We start from the raw sequence: 17,810 nt of genomic DNA, 5'->3' as shown, positions 1-17,810 counted from the left end.
GCAGGAACGCCGTCGTGTTCACCACCACTACCTCAAAGGCTCGGTGTTCTGCGGCTTCTGCCGCCGGGCCGGTCGGACTCAGCGGCTAGCGATCCAGCGCACCGTAAATCGCCACGGGTACGAGTACCTGTACTTCTTCTGCCGGAACAAGCGCGAGAGCCTTTGCCCTGGCGCGCATGTCCACGTCTACCAGGTCGAGGAGGCGATCGAGCGCCACTACGCCAGCGTGCGGTTCCGCCCGGAATACATCGCGGAGGTCGGCGCGCACATCGACACCGTCATCAACGAGCAGGAAGCCTCCGCGCGTCTGCTGCACAAGCAGCTTTCCGGTCAGCTGCGGGAGCTCGACACGAAGGAGGAGAACTTGATCGACCTCGCCGCCGACGGCACCCTGCCGCAAACCAAGGTGAAGGCCAAGCTCCGCGACATCGAAACCGAACGGCGACGTCTCACGCAACGGCTCGAGACGACCAGCGCCGACCTAACCGACAGCGCTCGGCTCATCCGAGCTGCGCTCAAGTTCCTGGAATCGCCCGAAGAGCTCTACCGACGCTGCAACGACCAGCAACGGCGCCTACTCAATCAAGCCATCTTCCATGGCCTCTACATCGAGGACGACCAGGTCACCGATCACGACCTGCACGAGCCCTTTGGTCAGCTTCACGCCCTCCAGCGTGAACACGTCCCGGCACCTCGAAGCGCCTTGCCACGACGAGTGGACAGCAAAAAGGCCACCCGCTCAGCGAGTGGCCATTCAGCTTCCGGTGTCGCCCTCTTACTCAAGGGCGTTCACGCGGGCAAGGGTTCTAATAGTGACCCTAGGGTGGAGCTAAGGGGACTCGAACCCCTGACCCCCTCACTGCCAGTGAGGTGCGCTACCAGCTGCGCCATAGCCCCGGAGCGGCTTTGTTCTCCGCATCTCGTGTGTCCATACATTACACCGCCCGTCAGTGCCGTTCACGCGGGGGTCACTCTATGCACCCTTGGTTGCCGTAAACCGCGCTGACCAGCATCTTTGAGCCTTATTTTTAGACGTGTATTGACTCGGCGTGTGACCGCCGTTACGTTTTCGACCATCGTGACGCCGAGGTCCCCGCCCGCTACGCCGCGTCTCCACTGGGCTCCGCCTCAGCTCGCCCTGCCCGAATGACGCGGAGGAGGTCCCGATGAGGGCCAGAGCAGCCCTGATAGCCCTGTTTTCACTGGTCGGAGCGCTGATGGTGGTGGCTCCGGCGGCGCAGGCGGCCATCGTCCCCGACACCTGGTACACGGTGTCGACCACCGGCGGGAAGTGCGTGGACGCGCGTGCCGCCGGGACGGCGAACGGGACGGTCGTCCAGCAGTACGCCTGCAACCAGACCCTTTCCCAGCAGTGGCGGTTCCAGCCCACCTCGGGCGGCTACTACCGGGTCAACACGCGCAACAACCCGGCCCAGGTGTGGGACGTCGCCGAGGTGTCGACGGCCGACGGCGGGCTGATCCACCTGTGGGCCTACGGCGGCGGGAACAACCAGCAGTGGCAGCCGGTCGAGGAGTCGGGTGGGGCGTATCACTTCGTGAGCCGCAACAGTGGCAAGTGCCTGGACATCCCCGGTCTTTCAACCCAGGACAGCACCCAGCTCCAGCAGTACGCCTGCAACGGCACCGGTGCCCAGTCCTTCCGGCTCACCCCGGTCTCCGGCACCGCGAACCCCGACCTCGGGCCGAACGTGCTCGTCTTCGACCCCGGCATGTCGCAGGCGGCGATCCAGTCACAGGTGAACAGTGTGTTCTCGCAGCAGGAGACCAGTCAGTTCGGCTCGAATCGCAAGGCGCTGCTGTTCAAGCCGGGTTCGTACAACGTCGATGTCAACGTCGGGTTCTACACGCAGGTGCTCGGGCTCGGCCTTTCTCCCGACAACGTGACGATCAACGGCGCGGTGCACGCGGAGGCCGACTGGTTCCAGGGCAACGCGACGCAGAACTTCTGGCGTGGCGCGGAAAACCTGTCCGTCAACCCGGCGGGCGGCACCGACCGGTGGGCCGTTTCGCAAGCCGCGCCGTATCGCCGCATGCATGTCCGCGGCAACCTGCAGCTCGACGACGGCGGCTGGTCGAGCGGCGGCTGGATGTCCGACGTGAAGGTCGACGGTCAGGTCCGGTCCGGTTCGCAGCAGCAGTGGATCTCGCGCAACTCGCAGTTCGGGAGCTGGAGCGGCTCCAACTGGAACATGGTGTTCGCGGGCGTCCACGGTGCACCGTCGACCAGCTTCCCGAATCCGCCGTACACCACGGTGAGCACGACGCCGGTCGTGCGGGAGAAGCCGTTCCTCCACGTCGACGGCGCGGGCGCGTACCAGGTTTTCGTGCCCGCCAAGCGCACCAACGCCTCCGGCATCACGTGGGGCGCCGGCCAGCCGGGCTCCTCGCTGCCGATCAGCCGGTTCTTCATCGCGAAGCCCGGCACGACGGCGGCGCAGATCAACGCGGCCCTCGCCGAGGGCAAGGACCTCCTGATCACCCCGGGCGTCTACCACCTCAACGAGACGCTCCGCGTCACCCGGCCGGACACCGTCGTGCTCGGCCTCGGCCTGGCGACGCTGATCCCGGACAACGGCATCACCGCGATGACGGTGGCCGACGTCGACGGCGTCAAGATCGCCGGCGTGCTGATCGACGCGGGTACCACGAACTCGAACACGCTCATGGAGGTCGGCCCGGCGAATTCGGCGCAGGACCACGCGGCCAACCCGACCTCGCTGCACGACGTCTTCTTCCGCGTCGGCGGGGCGGGCGTCGGCAAGGCCACGAACAGCCTGGTGGTCAACAGCGACGACGTCATCGGCGACCACCTGTGGATCTGGCGTGCCGACCACGGCAGCGGCGTCGGGTGGAACACCAACACCGGCGACACGGGCCTGATCGTCAACGGTGACGACATCACGATGTACGGCCTGTTCGTCGAGCATTACCAGAAGTACCAGACGATCTGGACCGGCGAGCGCGGCCGGACGTACTTCTATCAGAACGAAATGCCTTACGACCCACCGAATCAGGCCGCCTGGATGAACGGCTCGACGCGGGGTTACGCGGCCTACAAGGTGGCGGGCTCGGTGACGAACCACGAGGCATACGGGCTCGGAAGTTACTGCTACTTCAACGTGAATCCGAGTGTGGTGGCCGATCGCGCGATCGAGGTGCCGAACAATCCGAACGTCCGGTTCCGCAGCATGGTCGCCGTCTCCCTCGGCGGGAACGGGACCATCAGCCGGGTGATCAACGACCGCGGCGGGCCCGCCAACTCGGGATCGACCGTGGCCAACCTGGTCGCCTATCCCTGATGACCCCGGTGCGCGCCGGGATGGCGGTCGCGGCGCGCACCGGCCTCACCCCAACGGGTGGCGTGCCGCGCGCTCGCGCACCGGCGCTCCGATACTCGGCGCATGCCTCTCGTCGGTCTCACCGTCGTCGAACCCCGCCTGGCCTGGCCGCTCGCCGCCCTGCGCGGGGTCTTCGCCATCCTCTTCGGCGTTCTCGCGTTGATCTGGCCGGGAACGACCGTCCTCGCCCTCGCGATCCTCTACGGCATCTACGCCATCTTCGACGGCATCGGTGGCGTGGTGCAGGCCTTCCGGCCGGGTGACGCCGCCCATCGCGCCGCCTACGGGGTCCTCGGCGCGTTCGGCATCATCGCCGGTGTCCTGGTCCTGATCTGGCCGGGGATCACGGTGCTCGTGCTGGCGCTGCTGGTCGGTTTCTGGGCGATCTTCACCGGCATCATGGAGATCGTCGCGGCGATCCGGCTGCGCAAGCAGATCGAGGGCGAGGCGTTCCTCATCGCGGCGGGCGCGCTTTCGCTGATCGCGGGCATCGTGATCGTGGTCAACCCGATCGCCGGCGCGTACGGGATCGCGCTGCTGGTCGGGATCTACGCCCTGCTGTACGGCGTGATGCTGCTCGTGCTGGCCTTCCGCCTGCGGAAGCTCACCCAGGCCTGAAAGCCCGCCGGAAATGGACCTGTGCTCCGGCACGGCGCAGGTTCGACAAGCTCGGCGAACCTTCCACCGCGGTCGCGACGGCGAAGCGGCGGCCCTCGCGGGCGGCCGTGCCCAGGCCGTGCAGGAGCAGCCGCGCCTGCGCGCCTTTGCCGCGATGCGCACGTGGCGTGGCGGACCCGCCGAGAACGACGCCGGGACCGTGCGCGCTCAGGGCCGCGGCGGAGATCGGCGCCCCGTCCTCGACCAGCAGCGACCGCCTGATTCGCGGGTCGGCGTGTTCGGCGGCCATGAACGCCGTCACGACGCCGTCACTTTCGTACCCATCGAGCAGGATGCGGAGAAACGCGTCGAGGTCGGGCGAGTCGTCGACGTCCGCGTCCGACGCCGCGAAGGCGAGCGGAAGAGTCGCGATCGGACGGACACCGGCGGGCACGAGACCGGTGCCGTGAGGGATCAAGCCCGGCGGCAGCACCAGCGTCGGCGGGTCGCCGTCCCAGCACGACTCGCCGGCCAGCCGGACGGCACGGGGCAGGTTCGCCTCGGTGACGCCGGTGATCGTGCGCAGGAACCGCAACTCCGGCGCGGTGGCCAGGACGGCGAGCAGGCCGTCTTCGCGCCAGGCCGAGAAGGTGCCCGGCAGCCCGGCCGCGGTGGCCGCCTCGCACGCGACGGCGGCACGGGCGTGGATCACTTCTTCGGCTTCGGTCAGCATGGCCACAACGTAATAGGCTGATCCGGTGAGCCAGCCGATCCTGTTGACCGTCGACGACGATCCCGCCGTGTCCCGTTCGGTCGCCCGCGACCTGCGCAGACGGTACGGAAAGGACTACCGGATCATCCGGGCCGATTCCGGTGCCGACGCCCTCGAAGCGCTGCGCGAGATCAAGCTGCGCGGCGACGCCGTGGCCGCGATCCTCGCCGACTACCGGATGCCGCAGATGGACGGCATCGTCTTCCTCGAGAAGGCGATGGACCTGTTCCCGAACGCCCGTCGCGCGCTGCTGACCGCCTACGCCGACACCGACGCCGCGATCCAGGCGATCAACGTCGTCGACGTCGACCACTACCTTCTCAAACCGTGGGACCCGCCGGAGGAGAAGCTCTACCCGGTCGTCGACGCGCTCGTGGAGACCTGGCGCGCGGTGGGGGAGCGGCCGGTCGACGAGATCAAGCTCATCGGTCACCGGTACTCCTCGCCGTCGTTCCACCTGCGCGACTTCCTGGCGCGCAACGCCGTGCCGTATCGCTGGTACTCCGTCGACGACGATGAAGGCCGCCGGATCCTCGAGGCGGCGGACGCGGCGCCGCAGGACATCCCGGTGCTGGTCACCCCGGACGGCACGGTGCTGCGCCAGCCGTCGGGGCCGGAGCTCGCCGACGCCGTCGGCCTGTCCACGCGCCCGGCGCAGGAGTTCTACGACCTGATCGTGATCGGCGGCGGCCCCGCCGGGCTCGGGGCGGCCGTGTACGGCGCGTCGGAGGGCCTGCGCACCGTCATCGTCGAGCGCAAGGCGACCGGCGGACAGGCGGGCACCAGCTCCCGCATCGAGAACTACCTCGGCTTCCCGGACGGCGTTTCCGGCGCGCAGCTCACCGACCGCGCGCGGCGTCAGGCGCTCAAGTTCGGCGCCGAAGTGCTCACCGCCCGCGACGTTGTGGGCCTGGAGGCACGCGGCTCCGCGCGGGTGGTGATGTTCGGCGACGGGACCGAGATCTCGGCGCATTCGGTGGTGCTCGCCAGCGGCGTCACCTACCGGGCGCTGGAGGCTCCGGGCGTAGCCGAGCTCGCCGGCCGTGGCGTGTACTACGGCTCGGCCGCGACGGAAGCGCCCGAGTGCAAGGGCGAGCACGTCTACATCGTCGGCGGCGCGAATTCGGCTGGCCAGGCGGCGGTGTTCTTCTCCAAGCACGCCGCGGACGTCACCATCCTCGTCCGCGGCCAGTCGCTCGAAGCGTCGATGTCGCATTACCTGATCGAGCAGATCGCCGGGATACCGAACATCCACGTCCGCACCCGGACCACGGTGGTCGAGGCGCACGGCGACGATCATCTCGAACGGCTGACCCTGTGCGAAAACGGCGCGACCGAGACCGTGCCCACCGGGCACCTCTTCATCTTCATCGGCGCCGCCCCGCGCACCGACTGGCTCGGCACGGAGATCCAGCGTGACGACCACGGTTTCGTGCGGACCGGCCCCGATCTGCTCACCGAAGGCAGCCCGCCGCCGGGCTGGCCGCTGGATCGCGACCCGCACTACCTGGAGTCCTCCATCCCGGGCGTGTTCGTGGCGGGAGACGTCCGGGCGGCGTCGGTGAAGCGTGTCGCGTCGGCCGTCGGCGAAGGCGCCATGGCGGTCACCCTGGTCCACCGCTATCTGGAGGAGCAATGAGCGTTCTGCCCAGGGAGGAACTGCGCGGGCTCTTCCTCTTCGAGCACCTCAGCGAGGACCAGCTCGACTGGATCGACGAGCACGCCGTGCTGGAGCACTACACCGGCGGCGAGACGGTCATCCGCGAAGGTGAACCGGCCACCTGCTTCTATCTCCTGCTTTCGGGCGCGCTGCGGATGACGCGGCTCGTCGGCGGCACCGAGGTCGAGACGATCCGGTCCGATCAGCGCGGCGCCTACTGCGGTGCGACGCAGTTCTTCGTGCACCAGGAGACCGAACACACCTACGGCGCTTCGGTGCACGCGGTCAGCGACCTCACCTTCCTGACCCTGCCGGCGGCCGAGTTCGCCACCGAGTTCCGCCGCTGGTTCCCGATGGCGACGCATCTGCTGGAAGGCATGTACCTCGGCTGGCGCAACAGCGACACCGTGATCGGTTCGCGGCGGCGGTTGCTGGCGCTCGGCGAGCTTTCCGCCGGGCTCACGCACGAACTCAACAACCCGGCGGCCGCCGCCGTCCGCGCGACGGCGGCGCTGCGGGAGCGGGTCGCCGGGATGCGGCACAAGCTCGCGATGCTGGCGAAGAAGAACGTCGACCCGACATTGCTGGAGCAGTTGCTGGACATCCAGGAACAGCTGGTCAAGCAGGTCGCCTCGGCCCCGAAGCTGACCGCGATGCAGCAGGCCGACCGTGAGGACGAGATCGGCGACTGGTTCGACGGTCACGGGATCGACCAGGGCTGGGACCTCGCCGACATCTACGTCCGCGCGGGCCTGACCGTGCCGGATCTGGACCGGCTGCTCGACTCGGTCGGGGAGACCTTCCTCGACGGCGCAGTCCGCTGGCTGGCGTACGCGCTCGAGACCGAGATGCTGATGGGGGAGATCGAGGATTCGACGACCCGGATCTCGGTGCTGGTCGGCAAGGCCAAGCAGTACTCCCAGATGGACCGCGCGCCGCACCAGTGGATCGACGTCCACGAAGGACTCGACTCCACCCTCGTCATGCTCGCCGGGAAGATCGGGCCGGGAATCCGGGTCGTGAAGGAGTACGACCACGCGGTGCCGAGGATCCCGGCGTACGCGGGCGAGCTGAACCAGGTGTGGACGAACATCATCGACAACGCGCTCGGCGCCATGGGGGCCGAGGGCACGCTGACCCTGCGGACGTCCAGAGTGGACGATCACGTGCACGTCGAGATCGGCGACACCGGACCCGGTATCCCGGCGGAGGTGCGGCAGCGGATCTTCGAGCCGTTCTTCACCACGAAACCGGTCGGACAGGGGACCGGGCTCGGTCTGGACATCTCCTGGCGCATCGTCGTCGAACGGCATCAGGGCGACCTCCGGGTCGACTCGGCGCCCGGTGCCACGCGGTTCACCGTGTGCCTTCCGGTCTCGGAGCAGTCCGTGATCTGATTTTCCTTCTACCCCAACGTTTCGCCAGAAACCGACGACTTCTTCCGTTCATCGATCGTTCACTTCGAAATGGCTCGCCCGCGCGTCAAAAGAGTCGAACGGGCTGAAAGATCGAGCCCGTGAACGAGGGGGTGGGCCGGTGAAACGCCGTCTGTCGATCGGGTTGGCCGTGGTGCTGCTGCTGGCCGTGGCCGCCGTGATCGTCTGGGGCCCGGACGGTGACGAGAGCACCGCGCAGGGTACGGATCTGACCACGGTGCGCGGGGTCATCGGTTCGGAGAAGCTGGCCTTCTTCTCCGACAAGCGGGTGGCGGACGCGTTCGCCAAGCACGGGCTGAAGGTCGAGGCCGACACCGCCGGTTCGCGGCAGATCGCGAGTATGGACCTCGGGAAGTACGAGTTCGCGTTCCCGTCCTCGTCGCCCGCCGCGCAGCGGATCCAGCGCGACCACAAGGTGACCGGCGTGCACACGCCGTTCCAGTCGCCGATGGCGGTCGCGACCTTCGAGCCGATCGTGAACCTCCTGAGCGCCAACGGGATCGTGCGCAAGGGCGCCGGGGACTACCAGGTGCTCGACATCGCGAAGTACCTCGACCTGGCGCGCAACGGCACGCGCTGGGACCAGCTTCCCGGAAACACCGCGTTTCCGGCCCGCAAGAACGTGCTGGTCACGACCACGGACCCGCGCGAATCGAATTCGGCGGCGATGTACCTGTCGATCGTCTCCTTCGTCGCCAACGGCAACAACGTGGTCAGCACGCCGGAGGCCGAGGCGAAGGTGCTCCCCGCGGTGTCGAAGCTGTTCATCGACCAGGGCTACACGCAGAACAGCACCGAAGGCCCGTTCGAGGACTACCTCGCCGCCGGTATGGGCAAGACGCCGATGGCGCTGATCTACGAGTCGCAGTTCGTCGACCGGCTGGTCCGCGCCGACGGTTCGATCCGGCCGGACATGCGCCTGCTGTACACGGCGCCGACGGTGTACTCGAAGCACACGCTCGTGCCCCTGAAGCCGAACGGCGACCAGGTGGGCAGGCTGCTGGCGACCGACCCGGAACTGGGGAAACTCGCCGCCACCTTCGGTTTCCGCACCGGGGACCCGCGCTTGTTCGCCGACGTCGTGGCCGCGGCCAAGGCGCCGGTGCCCGCGGATCTGGTGGACGCCGTCGAGCCGCCGTCGTTCGAAACGCTGGAGCGGCTGCTCGACGCCGTGAAGAAGCAGTACTGATGGACGATTTCACGCTCACTCCACCCGAACCGGTGGAGGCGATCCCGGCCGAGCGGGCCGCCGGCCTGGTCACCCTCGCGCCGGAGGTCCACGCGGAGGTCGCGAAACGCGCCGAGGACTTCGCCCGTCGCCTCGAAGCGCTCGACGTCCGGTCCCCGGAGTTCACCCGCGTCCTGGACGAATTGCTCGCGGTCGGCGAGTCCGACATGCGGGCGGCGGCGACCGTCGCGGGGGCGCTCCTGGATCGCTCGGCGCGGGCACTGGCGGAAATCGGGTCACCTCAGCAGCAGGCGGCGGTGAGCCTGGCCGGGCTCCGGCGGACCGTGGCGGAGATCGACCCGGCGAAACTGCCGCTCACCGGCCGTAAGCTGATGGGGCTGATCCCGGTCGCGGGCAGCGCGAAGAAGGCGCTGGACCGCTACCGAGCGGCCAACGAGCCGGTGAACGCGCTGGTACTGGAGCTGCGGGCGCGGCAGGACGTCCTGCGGCGGGACAACGCCGCGCTCAAGGGCGAACGAGAGCGGTTGTGGGCGACGCTCGGCAAACTGTCGGAAGCGGCAGCGTTAGCCGAAGCCGTCGACACGGCGGTCGAACGCCAGGCCGGGATCTTCGACTTCACCGACCCGGCGCGGGCCAAGTCGCTGCGGGCCGACGCGCTGCACCCGATCCGGCAACGGCATCAGGACCTGCTGACCCAGCTCGCGGTCAGCGCGCAGGGCTATCTCGCGCTGGATCTGGTGCGGCGCAACAACGACGAGCTGATCCGCGGGATTGAACGGGCGGTGTCGACCACGGTCGCGGCGCTGCGGGTCGCGCTGCTGGTGAGCGGGGCGCTCGCCGGTCAGCGGGACGTCCTCGACGAGGTCCAGGCCGTGCAGGCCACCACCGACGGGCTGATCAGGGCCAACGCGGAAATGCTGGAACTGCGCAGCGCCGAGATCCAGCGCGCGGGCAGTGATCCCGCGGTGGCGGTGGAGACGATCCGCGAGTCGTTCGAGCGGATCTACCGGAGCATCGACGCGATCGACGAGTTCAAGGAGGGGGCCGTCTCGACGATGGCGGCGACCGTGGAGGCGCTGTCGGGGGAGATCCGGCGGGCCGAAGACCATCTGCGCCGGTCTCACGAGACGGCGACGGCCGAGGGGGCATCGTGAAACGCTGGGCGGTCTTGGCGGTCGGCGCGGTTTGCGCGCTGTCACTGGTTTCCTGCGATTCGAGCGAAGGCGGGACGCAGAACCTGGGGGCGGCCGAAGCCGGCACGCTGCGGGTGCTCGCGGGCAGCGAACTGGCCGACCTGCAGCCGCTGCTGGAACAGGAGGCGGCCGCGACCGGGGTCAAGGTCAAGTTCCAGTTCACCGGCACGCTGGAGGGCACCGAGTCGCTGGCGAACGGCAAGGTGGACGGCCAGTACGACGCCGTCTGGTTCTCGTCGAACCGCTACCCGGCGGCGGTTCCGGAGGCCGCGAAACGGCTGGGCGAGCAGGTGAAGATCATGAGTTCGCCGGTGGTGCTCGGCCTGTCCGCGTCTTCGGCGCAGCGGCTCGGGTGGACCGGCAGGCCGGTGGGCTGGGGCGAGATCGCCGAGCAGGCCGGGAAGAAGGCCTTCACCTACGGCATGACCGATCCCTCGGCGTCGAACTCCGGTTTCTCGGCACTCGTCGGGGTGGCGTCGGCGCTCGCGGGGGCCGGCAACGCGGTCGACGCGCGGCAGATCGCTTCCGTCACCCCGAAACTGACCGAATTCTTCAGCGCGCAGGCGATGTCCGCCGGCTCGTCCGGCTGGCTTTCCGAGGCCTACCAACGACGCGCGACCGGCCAGGATCCCGGCAAGAAGGTCGACGGCCTGATCAACTACGAGTCCGTCCTGCTGTCGATGAACGCGAGCGGGAAACTTCCCGAGCCGCTGACGCTCGTGTACCCGTCCGACGGTGTCGTCACCGCGGACTACCCGCTGACGTTGTTGCAGAGCGCGAATTCCGACGCGCGCGACGCGCACCGCAAGCTGGCCGAGCGGCTGCGGACGCCCGACACCCAGCGCAAGATCATGGAGACCACGCAGCGCCGCCCGGTCGTCCCGGGTGTCCAGCTGGGACAGCAGTTCGCGCAGAAGGACCTCGTCGAGCTGCCGTTCCCGGCGACGCAGCAGGCGGTCGACGCGTTGCTGGGCGCCTACTTCGACAAGATCCGGCGGCCGTCGCGGACGCTGTACGTGCTCGACACCTCCGGTTCCATGTCGGGTGACCGCATCGAGTCGCTGCGCACCGCGCTGATCGGGCTGACCGGCGCCGACGGCTCGCTGACCGGCCGGTACCGCCGGTTCCGCAGCCGGGAAGAGGTCACGATGCTGCCGTTCGACACCGTGCCCGGCAGCCCGGAGACGTTCACCGTGCCGGAAGGCGATCCGCAACCCGCGCTGGACAAGATCAAGCGGTTCGCCGAAGGCCTCGACGCGAACGGCGGCACGGCGATCTACGACAGTCTTCAACGCGCGTACGACATCATGGGTCCCTTGGTCGCGCGTGACCCCGACCGGTTCACCTCGATCGTCCTGATGACCGACGGGCAGAACGCGAACGGCTCCAAGTTCTCGGACTTCCAGCTGAGGTTCCCGTCGTTGCCGGAGGCGGTGCGGCAGATCCCGGTGTTCACCGTGATCTTCGGCGAAGGCGACTCCGCCGAACTAGGCGAGGTCGCGAAACGCACCGGCGGCAACGTGTTCGACGCGCGAGGCGACGTGCTGCCCAAGGTGTTCCAGGAAATCCGCGGGTACCAGTGATCCGGTACCTCGGCTCCACGAAGAACCTCGCCGGCTGCGTCGGCGGGCTGATCGGGCTCGCGCTGTACCTGACCGGTGTCGTCGGCGGATTGTGGCCGGTCGTCGTCGCGGGGCTGTACGCGGTGTTCGCGCTGCTCGCGCCGCCCGAGCGGGTGCGGCTGGTTTCGGTGGACGCCGTCGCCGAGGCCGGTCAGCTGCGCGCCGATCTCGACTCGTTGGTGGGCAAGGTGACCGCGCGGACACAACGGATGCCGGAGTCCTCTGTGGACGGTGTGCGGCGGATCGCCGAGGTGCTCGAAGACCTGCTTTCGCGGCCGGAGCGATGGGCGGCCAACCCGGACGTACAGCACGCCGTCACCCGGCTGGCGCGCACCGATCTGCCGCTTTCGGTGGAGACCTACCTGAATCTGCCGTGGTGGTTCGCCGCCAAACGCCGGGCCAGTGGCGAGCCGAGCGCGTCCGAGGAACTCCTCGCGCAACTGGAACTGCTGGAGACCGAAGCGCATCGCATCGCGGAGCGGTTCTACGCGGCCGACGTCCATCAGCAGGTCGACCACACGCGATATCTGCGCGAGCGCGGCGAATCCGGTTGAGCGGTCCCGGTCACCGGTAAGCGAACTCAGGTCTGCCGGTCTTTCTGCATGGGCAAGGCTGTTTTCCCGTGGTGGACTCGGGAAGCCGATCCGGTGGTGGTCGGTTTCCGTCAGTCCCAGGGAGTTCAGACGTGCACAAGTACAGACTCGGGGCGGCCGTCCTGGCCGCTGTGGTGATGTGTCTCGCCGGCGGTGTCCCGGCGAACGCCGGACAGCGCGGCGAGCACTGCGTCGCCGATGCTGCGACCGGTGCGATCCGGTGCTACGGCAGCTTCGGCGAGTCGATCGCCGCGGCGTCGGACGGCAAGGTGACCGGTGTGCCGGAGACGGCGGCGAAACCCGGTACCCCAGAGAACGGCCGCATGGCCGCGCGGATCGAAGAGTCCGGCAAGGCCGGGGCGGCCGCCACGGTGATCAGCGTGCTCTACGAACACTGGAACTTCGGCGGCGCGAGTCTCGCCATCCACGGGTCGCCGTGCACGGAGGGGACCGTCCAGTACCTCGACTATCTCGGGAACGACTGGAACGACAAGGTCTCCTCCTTCCAGACCTTCAACAACTGCCACATCACGATGTACGCGGACGCCTACCGGCAGGGCGACATCCAGGACTGGTACGCCAACGACAGCGGCAACTACGGGTCGAACATGAACGACCGCGGCAGCTCGGTGCTGTACAAACGAGGGCCCTCCCGAGCGGAACTGCTCCGGGACTGCGGCCGCGCCACCAAGACCTGCAACGCGCACGTCGACCAGCGCGGCCAGGACTTCTACGGCGACTGGGGCCGGGTCGACACGGTGTTCAACTGCAGCTCCAACAAGATCACCCAGGTGATCGGCAAGCGGGACACGCGCAGCGGGAAGAACACGGTGTCGAACGAGCTCAGCGTGAGCGCGGGCTTCGAGTTCCTCGTCCAGTGGACGGTCGCCTACAAGCGCACGTGGGGCCAGGAATGGGGCTGGGAGACCAGCGAGAACGTCGAGACTCGGATCGAGGTGAATCCGGGCTATTGGGCGGGTCTGGACCGCTCACCGGTGATGCGCGTGGCCAGTGGCTCGTACGACATGTGGTACGACAAGCGCCGGTGGGGACACCACCAGTGGTACGTCTGGAACTTCAGTGGTGAAGGCCCGGCGCCCGGTGTCGTCGGCCAGACCAGGACCGTCGGCAAGAAGATGACCTCGGCCGAGAAGAAGAAGGTGTGCGGTAACTCGACCGGGCTCGTGCGGACCCAGGCCGCGCCGCAGGCGGAAAGTGCCGCGCTTCCCGCGGCGACGCCGAAGACGACCGCGTTGCCCGTCGCGCAAGGGCGGCTGCACAGCTGATCCATGACCCGGCGATGGCCCCCGCCGCCCGTGGTGACGGGGGTCGTCGCCGATCAGCGTCCGCCGAGCCGCGGCAGGGTCAGCGTGGCCACCGCCGTGGTCACCCAGCCCAGCAGGTCGCCGAGCGGGATGGTGGACAGTTTTTCGGGCCATTCGTCCGCCAGCGCGTGCAGGACCAGGTGACCGTCGTGCGCCTCGACCGCGGTGAGCCGGATCCCTTGCGGGAGTTCGGGAAGCGGCAGGACGATCGGTTTGAGGCGGGACGGCGGGCCGAACCGGCGGCGTCCGATGTGGACGGCCATCGGCCGGAGGACCACGGCGTCGCCCTCCACAGTGGACTCAAGGGCGAGATGTCCCCAGCGGGGCCGCTTTTCCCAGCGGACGTGGAAATGCCCGTCGTCGCCGGGGGTCACGATGATGCCCGGCCGGACCTCGGCGACACGCGCCTGGAGGACTTCCGGTGCCACTCGGATCGCCATCCTCACCTGCTCGGGGATGGCGGCCGGGGACGGGAGCGAGCGGAGCCGGACGTTCGACGCCAGCACGGTGATGCGTTCGAGCGGCGTCTCCGGCCAGTCGACGTCCTCGACGACGATGCGGACGTCGCCGATCTTGCCGGTCGCGGCCAGGCTGAGGCTGTCGGCGTGGTAGTCGAGCCCCGTCAGGGTGAGCCCGACGTCGTGCCCGTCCACCTTGGCCGTCAGCCGCCGCCCGACCAGCTGTTCGGTGACGGTCTTCAGGATCGCGGCCGGCGTCACGGGCACGCTGGGCAGCAGCGCCCGCCCGGCGGCGGCCAGGCCGAACAGCTCGGGAAGCGGGTTCAGGTCGAACCATCTGCCGTCGCTCATCAGTCCAGTGTCGCCGAACGGGACGCCGATCGCCGCCGCAGGGGGTCAGCGGGCCGCGAAACGGGCGATCACACCCGCCAGGATCACCCAGAACGCCGCGGCCAGACCGTAGTCGAGGATGACCGCGAGATTCGGGTCACTCACCGGGAAGAGTCCCGGCCAGAACAACGCCAGCGGTTTGGCCAGTGCCTGGATGAAGATGAAGAATCCGTTGCCCGCGTTGGCTCCCGCGAGCACCATCACCATGTACAGCAACTCGATGAAAGCGAACAGCGCGCCGATACCGGTGATGACCCGCACGGCGGTGTTGCTCCTGCTGGTGGTTCGCCATCTGGACATACCGGAAAAGTTCCCGGACTCCGCCGCGGCAAACGCTTCAGCGGGCAAGTTGCGCCGATCGGCCGTACCGCGCCCACTGCTTGGAGGCGGCCGATGACGGAACGCTGCAAAATTGATATCGATTATCATTGCCGTTATGACACTTGGGGACTGGAACGGCCGCTGGGAGCGCCTCATGGCGAGGTACCAGCCAGGGCGGGAGCGGGCGATCGAGCGGATGATCGACCTGGTCGCGTCGCGCTGTGACGGTGCGGCGCCGCGGGTGCTGGACGTGGGTGGCGGCACGGGCACGCTCTGTTCCCGCCTGCTCGAGCGCCTTCCCGGGGCGGAGGTCACGCTGGTCGATCTGGACCCGGTGATGCTGGCGATCGCCGGCGCGTCCCTGCCGTCCTCGGTGGAGGTGGTCCCGGCCGATCTGCGTGACCCGGATTGGGTCACGCGGCTGCCGGATGGCGGCTACGACGCCGTTCTGGCGGCCATGGCGTTGCATTACCTGCCGCCAGCCCGGTTGACCGAGCTGTACACCGAACTCGCCGGGCTCGTGCGGGCGGGCGGATTCGTGGCCACTGTGGACGACATGCCGGACGCCGGCGCGGTGGTGCCCACGAGTGACGACGGCGGAACTTCTTGGAATGCTTGGTGGGAGCAGGCCGCGGCGGATCCGGTGCTCGGCCCCGCGGTGGTGGAACGGGCCCGGTTGTTCGGCGATTCGCCCTCGGCCGAATGGCATCCGCCCGCCGCGTGGCATCTGCGTGCGCTGGGGGCCGACCCGGTCGAGGAGCCCGCCGTGGTCTGGCGGGACGGTGTCCAGGCCGCCGTGGTGGCTTTCAGGCCTCGCTGAGCGGCGCGCCGCGCCACTGCCAGCCGGCTCGCGACGGGCGGCCCGGCAGCTCCGTCCGGTCCGTCGCCCACAGCAACGCCGTCCAGGGATCGACGCCGGTGACGTCCACCTCCGGGAACATCCGCGCGAGCACCCGCGAACAGACGTCGCGCGGCGGATCGAGGGTGACGTCGAGCCCGCGGGCCATGTCCTCGCCGTGGACCAGCACCTCGACACAGCCCATTCCGGCGAATCCTTCGAGGTCGGCGCGGCCGCTCGGGTGATACGCGCGGACGTCCGGGGCCACCGTGCGGAGGGCGGCGCTCAGGAGCCCGCCGCCCACCGTGACGAACTCCAGCATCTCCGCCGGGGTCGCGGCCCGGTCGGCGACGGCTTCGAAGCAGACGAACCGCGGCGTCGACGGCCGCGCGATCAGCAGTCCGGCGTAGGAGATGAGGCAGTCGCCGAGATGTTCGGCGGTGCGCCAGGCGTTCAGTTCGCCGGTGCCCGGAGCCGACGACCAGTCACGGCCCGACGCCTCGCGCAGGCTGTGCGTCACGCTCGCGATCGCCGCGTCGAGGTCGTCGGGGGTGACAGTCATCGTGGCATCAACTCAAGGGTGTCGGGAACGCGACCGGACCGCGGCGGCCGTTCTTCCCGACCGCGCGCACACCGAAGAACACGTTGTCCTTCGACAGATCCACTTTAGCCTCGGTCCGGTCGCCGACCTTGATCGCGTGCGTCCAGTCGTCCGCCGTCGTCTCCCGCCACACGACCTCGTAACCGGCGAGATCCGGGTCCGTCCCGCGCCGCCACACCAGATCGGTGTCGTTCGTCAGCCGGTCGGTCCGGATCCGCACGTCCTCGGGGGTGCCGGGCGCGGTCGCCAGCGACCAGACCGTGGCGGCGTTGACCCGCGCGACCCTGGCGATGAACGGGAAGTCGCAGAACTCGGGCAGATCGCCGAACTGCTTGCCGTTCTCCACCCGGACGTCCTGGTGCTGGTGCGCGTAGTCCTCGTGCGGTTCGGTGAACCGCGCGGCCGGATAACCCTGTTCGAGGAACGGGATGTGATCGCCGCCCCGGAGATAGCGGTCGCGGCGGTGGATCACCCGGACGGTCATCCCGGTCGCGTCGTTCTCCGCCACCGACCGCACGAACCGGGCCAGCTGACGGGACGGCGAATCGTTCTCGCCGCCGACCGCGCGCCGGATGTCGGCCTGCGCCGGGGTTTCCGACGTCGGCACCCCTTCGGCGAACAACCGGATCGTGCGCGGGTCCCTCGTGCCGTCGTCCGCCTTGCTCGAACCGACGATGTCGTTGGTGAACATCGCCTGCACGTTCGTGCCCGCCGCCTTGTAGAGCGTCGCCATATGCCGCGCGCCGAACAGGCCTTGCTCCTCGCCCGCGACCGCCGCGAACACGATGGTCGCCGCCGGGCGGCGGGTGGCGAGAACCCGGGCGAGTTCCATCGCGACGGCCACACCGGAAGCGTCGTCGTCGGCGCCCGGAGCGTCCTTCGTCGCGTCGAGCGGATCCGAACACCGGGAGTCGTAATGGCCCGACACGACGTAGACCCGCTCGGGGGTGGTGGAACCGCGCAACGTGGCGACGACGTTGGTGATCGTGGTGGCGACCGGGATCCGGGGCGGGGCGGGCTGCTGGAGATAAGACTGCGGTTCCACCGTCATCCGGCCGCCCGACCGCTGCGCGGATTTCGTCAGCTCCGCGAAGATCCAGTCGCGGGCGGCGCCGATTCCCCGGACGGGGTCGGTCTGCGAGGACAACGTGTGCCGCGTCCCGAATCCGGCGAGCCTCCTTACGATGGCCTCGATGCGACGTTCGTCGATCTCTCGGATGATCGCCCGGAGTTCGGCGTCGGGGCGTTGCGGGGAGAGGTGTTCGCCCGGGCCTCGAACCTCCGGTTCTTCGGCGCCGGCCGGGACACCGGTGAGGGCGGCCGCCGAGAGCGCCGCCGTGGTGGACAGGAAAACTCGTCTGGACCTTTCCTCAGCCATTCTCCTGTTCCTACGCGCCTCGTGTTCGGGCGTCTAGCGGCGAAAGGGTGAGCCGTCGCGAGGGGGCTATGGCCTGGG

General features: G+C 68.9%; 16 protein-coding genes and 1 tRNA gene. 10 read left to right on the top strand and 7 right to left on the bottom strand.

All coding sequences use genetic code 11. The features are described from left to right. Positions 1-85 precede the first annotated feature (85 nt). Together ACXIZN_RS24520 and ACXIZN_RS24515 are read right to left on the bottom strand one after the other, a co-directional pair. A complete protein-coding gene (locus ACXIZN_RS24520; protein WP_457957082.1) occupies positions 86-457 on the bottom strand; it encodes a hypothetical protein in 372 nt (123 codons plus the stop codon). Between the two features lie 367 nt (positions 458-824). Then, a tRNA-Ala gene (locus ACXIZN_RS24515) sits at positions 825-897 on the bottom strand. A gap of 269 nt (positions 898-1,166) precedes the next feature. Here ACXIZN_RS24515 and ACXIZN_RS24510 point away from each other — a divergent pair. Then, positions 1,167-3,320: an RICIN domain-containing protein gene (locus ACXIZN_RS24510; RefSeq protein WP_457957081.1), complete on the top strand. Its 2,154-nt coding sequence runs from the start codon at positions 1,167-1,169 to the stop codon at positions 3,318-3,320. Positions 3,321-3,422: 102 nt separating this feature from the next. Beyond that, positions 3,423-3,977, top strand: a complete 555-nt coding sequence (locus ACXIZN_RS24505) for an HdeD family acid-resistance protein (protein WP_457957080.1) — start codon at positions 3,423-3,425, stop codon at positions 3,975-3,977. Here ACXIZN_RS24505 and ACXIZN_RS24500 read toward each other — a convergent pair. Continuing rightward, positions 3,964-4,689 carry a hypothetical protein gene (locus ACXIZN_RS24500; protein ID WP_457957079.1) on the bottom strand — a complete coding sequence of 242 codons (726 nt, stop codon included), beginning with the start codon at positions 4,687-4,689 and terminating at the stop codon, positions 3,964-3,966. The two genes, ACXIZN_RS24505 and ACXIZN_RS24500, sit on opposite strands and share 14 nt — an antisense overlap. Positions 4,690-4,714: 25 nt before the next feature. On the opposite strand from ACXIZN_RS24500, the gene ACXIZN_RS24495 reads away from it, so the two are divergent. From ACXIZN_RS24495 to ACXIZN_RS24465, 7 genes are all read left to right on the top strand, one after another. Further along, on the top strand, positions 4,715-6,367 hold the full coding sequence (locus ACXIZN_RS24495; RefSeq protein WP_192746180.1) for an NAD(P)/FAD-dependent oxidoreductase: 1,653 nt from the start codon (positions 4,715-4,717) through the stop codon (positions 6,365-6,367). Next, positions 6,364-7,785 carry an ATP-binding protein gene (locus tag ACXIZN_RS24490; protein WP_457957078.1) on the top strand — a complete coding sequence of 474 codons (1,422 nt, stop codon included), beginning with the start codon at positions 6,364-6,366 and terminating at the stop codon, positions 7,783-7,785. The genes ACXIZN_RS24495 and ACXIZN_RS24490 overlap by 4 nt, the downstream gene beginning before the upstream one ends. Positions 7,786-7,924: 139 nt before the next feature. Then, positions 7,925-9,013 carry a hypothetical protein gene (locus ACXIZN_RS24485; RefSeq protein ID WP_457957077.1) on the top strand — a complete coding sequence of 363 codons (1,089 nt, stop codon included), beginning with the start codon at positions 7,925-7,927 and terminating at the stop codon, positions 9,011-9,013. Continuing rightward, on the top strand, positions 9,013-10,167 hold the full coding sequence (locus ACXIZN_RS24480) for a toxic anion resistance protein (protein ID WP_457957076.1): 1,155 nt from the start codon (positions 9,013-9,015) through the stop codon (positions 10,165-10,167). Before ACXIZN_RS24485 ends, ACXIZN_RS24480 begins: the two co-directional genes overlap by 1 nt. After that, entirely contained in the window at positions 10,164-11,789 is a 1,626-nt protein-coding gene (locus ACXIZN_RS24475; RefSeq protein WP_457957075.1) for a VWA domain-containing protein, read from the top strand. Before ACXIZN_RS24480 ends, ACXIZN_RS24475 begins: the two co-directional genes overlap by 4 nt. Next, positions 11,786-12,382, top strand: coding sequence for a hypothetical protein (locus tag ACXIZN_RS24470; RefSeq protein ID WP_457957074.1), 597 nt, complete (start codon positions 11,786-11,788; stop codon positions 12,380-12,382). The genes ACXIZN_RS24475 and ACXIZN_RS24470 overlap by 4 nt, the downstream gene beginning before the upstream one ends. Positions 12,383-12,513: 131 nt before the next feature. Beyond that, the gene (locus ACXIZN_RS24465; RefSeq protein WP_457957073.1) at positions 12,514-13,707 is read left to right on the top strand and encodes a peptidase inhibitor family I36 protein; all 1,194 of its coding nucleotides are present in this window, start codon (positions 12,514-12,516) and stop codon (positions 13,705-13,707) included. Between the two features lie 53 nt (positions 13,708-13,760). On the opposite strand, the gene ACXIZN_RS24460 is transcribed toward ACXIZN_RS24465, so the two are convergent. Both ACXIZN_RS24460 and ACXIZN_RS24455 read right to left on the bottom strand, forming a co-directional pair. After that, on the bottom strand, positions 13,761-14,555 hold the full coding sequence (locus ACXIZN_RS24460) for an LmeA family phospholipid-binding protein (protein WP_457957072.1): 795 nt from the start codon (positions 14,553-14,555) through the stop codon (positions 13,761-13,763). 45 nt (positions 14,556-14,600) lie between these two features. After that, the gene (locus ACXIZN_RS24455; RefSeq protein WP_093932065.1) at positions 14,601-14,855 is read right to left on the bottom strand and encodes a hypothetical protein; all 255 of its coding nucleotides are present in this window, start codon (positions 14,853-14,855) and stop codon (positions 14,601-14,603) included. A 175-nt stretch (positions 14,856-15,030) separates the two neighbouring features. Between ACXIZN_RS24455 and ACXIZN_RS24450 the strand changes: the two genes are divergently transcribed. Further along, on the top strand, positions 15,031-15,735 hold the full coding sequence (locus ACXIZN_RS24450) for a class I SAM-dependent methyltransferase (protein WP_457957071.1): 705 nt from the start codon (positions 15,031-15,033) through the stop codon (positions 15,733-15,735). On the opposite strand, the gene ACXIZN_RS24445 is transcribed toward ACXIZN_RS24450, so the two are convergent. Next, the gene (locus ACXIZN_RS24445) at positions 15,722-16,315 is read right to left on the bottom strand and encodes a hypothetical protein (RefSeq protein WP_457957070.1); all 594 of its coding nucleotides are present in this window, start codon (positions 16,313-16,315) and stop codon (positions 15,722-15,724) included. The genes ACXIZN_RS24450 and ACXIZN_RS24445 overlap by 14 nt on opposite strands. Before the next feature lie 7 nt (positions 16,316-16,322). Beyond that, the gene (locus ACXIZN_RS24440; RefSeq protein ID WP_457957069.1) at positions 16,323-17,732 is read right to left on the bottom strand and encodes a M20/M25/M40 family metallo-hydrolase; all 1,410 of its coding nucleotides are present in this window, start codon (positions 17,730-17,732) and stop codon (positions 16,323-16,325) included. Between the last annotated feature and the right edge of the window lie 78 nt (positions 17,733-17,810).

Source organism: Amycolatopsis sp. TRM77291 (genome assembly GCF_054166285.1).
The sequence above is the reverse complement of the archived record's forward strand: the minus strand, read 5'-3'. Positions and strand labels throughout refer to the sequence as shown.

Excerpts from the sequence above, each read along its gene's own strand:
- ACXIZN_RS24480 (WP_457957076.1), top strand. The coding sequence starts at position 9,013 with ATGGACGATTTCACGCTCACTCCACCCGAACCGGTGGAGGCGATCCCG.
- ACXIZN_RS24450 (WP_457957071.1), top strand. The coding sequence starts at position 15,031 with ATGACACTTGGGGACTGGAACGGCCGCTGGGAGCGCCTCATGGCGAGG.
- ACXIZN_RS24510 (WP_457957081.1), top strand. The coding sequence starts at position 1,167 with ATGAGGGCCAGAGCAGCCCTGATAGCCCTGTTTTCACTGGTCGGAGCG.
- ACXIZN_RS24445 (WP_457957070.1), bottom strand. The coding sequence starts at position 16,315 with ATGACTGTCACCCCCGACGACCTCGACGCGGCGATCGCGAGCGTGACG.
- ACXIZN_RS24490 (WP_457957078.1), top strand. The coding sequence starts at position 6,364 with ATGAGCGTTCTGCCCAGGGAGGAACTGCGCGGGCTCTTCCTCTTCGAG.
- ACXIZN_RS24440 (WP_457957069.1), bottom strand. The coding sequence starts at position 17,732 with ATGGCTGAGGAAAGGTCCAGACGAGTTTTCCTGTCCACCACGGCGGCG.
- ACXIZN_RS24460 (WP_457957072.1), bottom strand. The coding sequence starts at position 14,555 with ATGAGCGACGGCAGATGGTTCGACCTGAACCCGCTTCCCGAGCTGTTC.
- ACXIZN_RS24500 (WP_457957079.1), bottom strand. The coding sequence starts at position 4,689 with ATGCTGACCGAAGCCGAAGAAGTGATCCACGCCCGTGCCGCCGTCGCG.
- ACXIZN_RS24505 (WP_457957080.1), top strand. The coding sequence starts at position 3,423 with ATGCCTCTCGTCGGTCTCACCGTCGTCGAACCCCGCCTGGCCTGGCCG.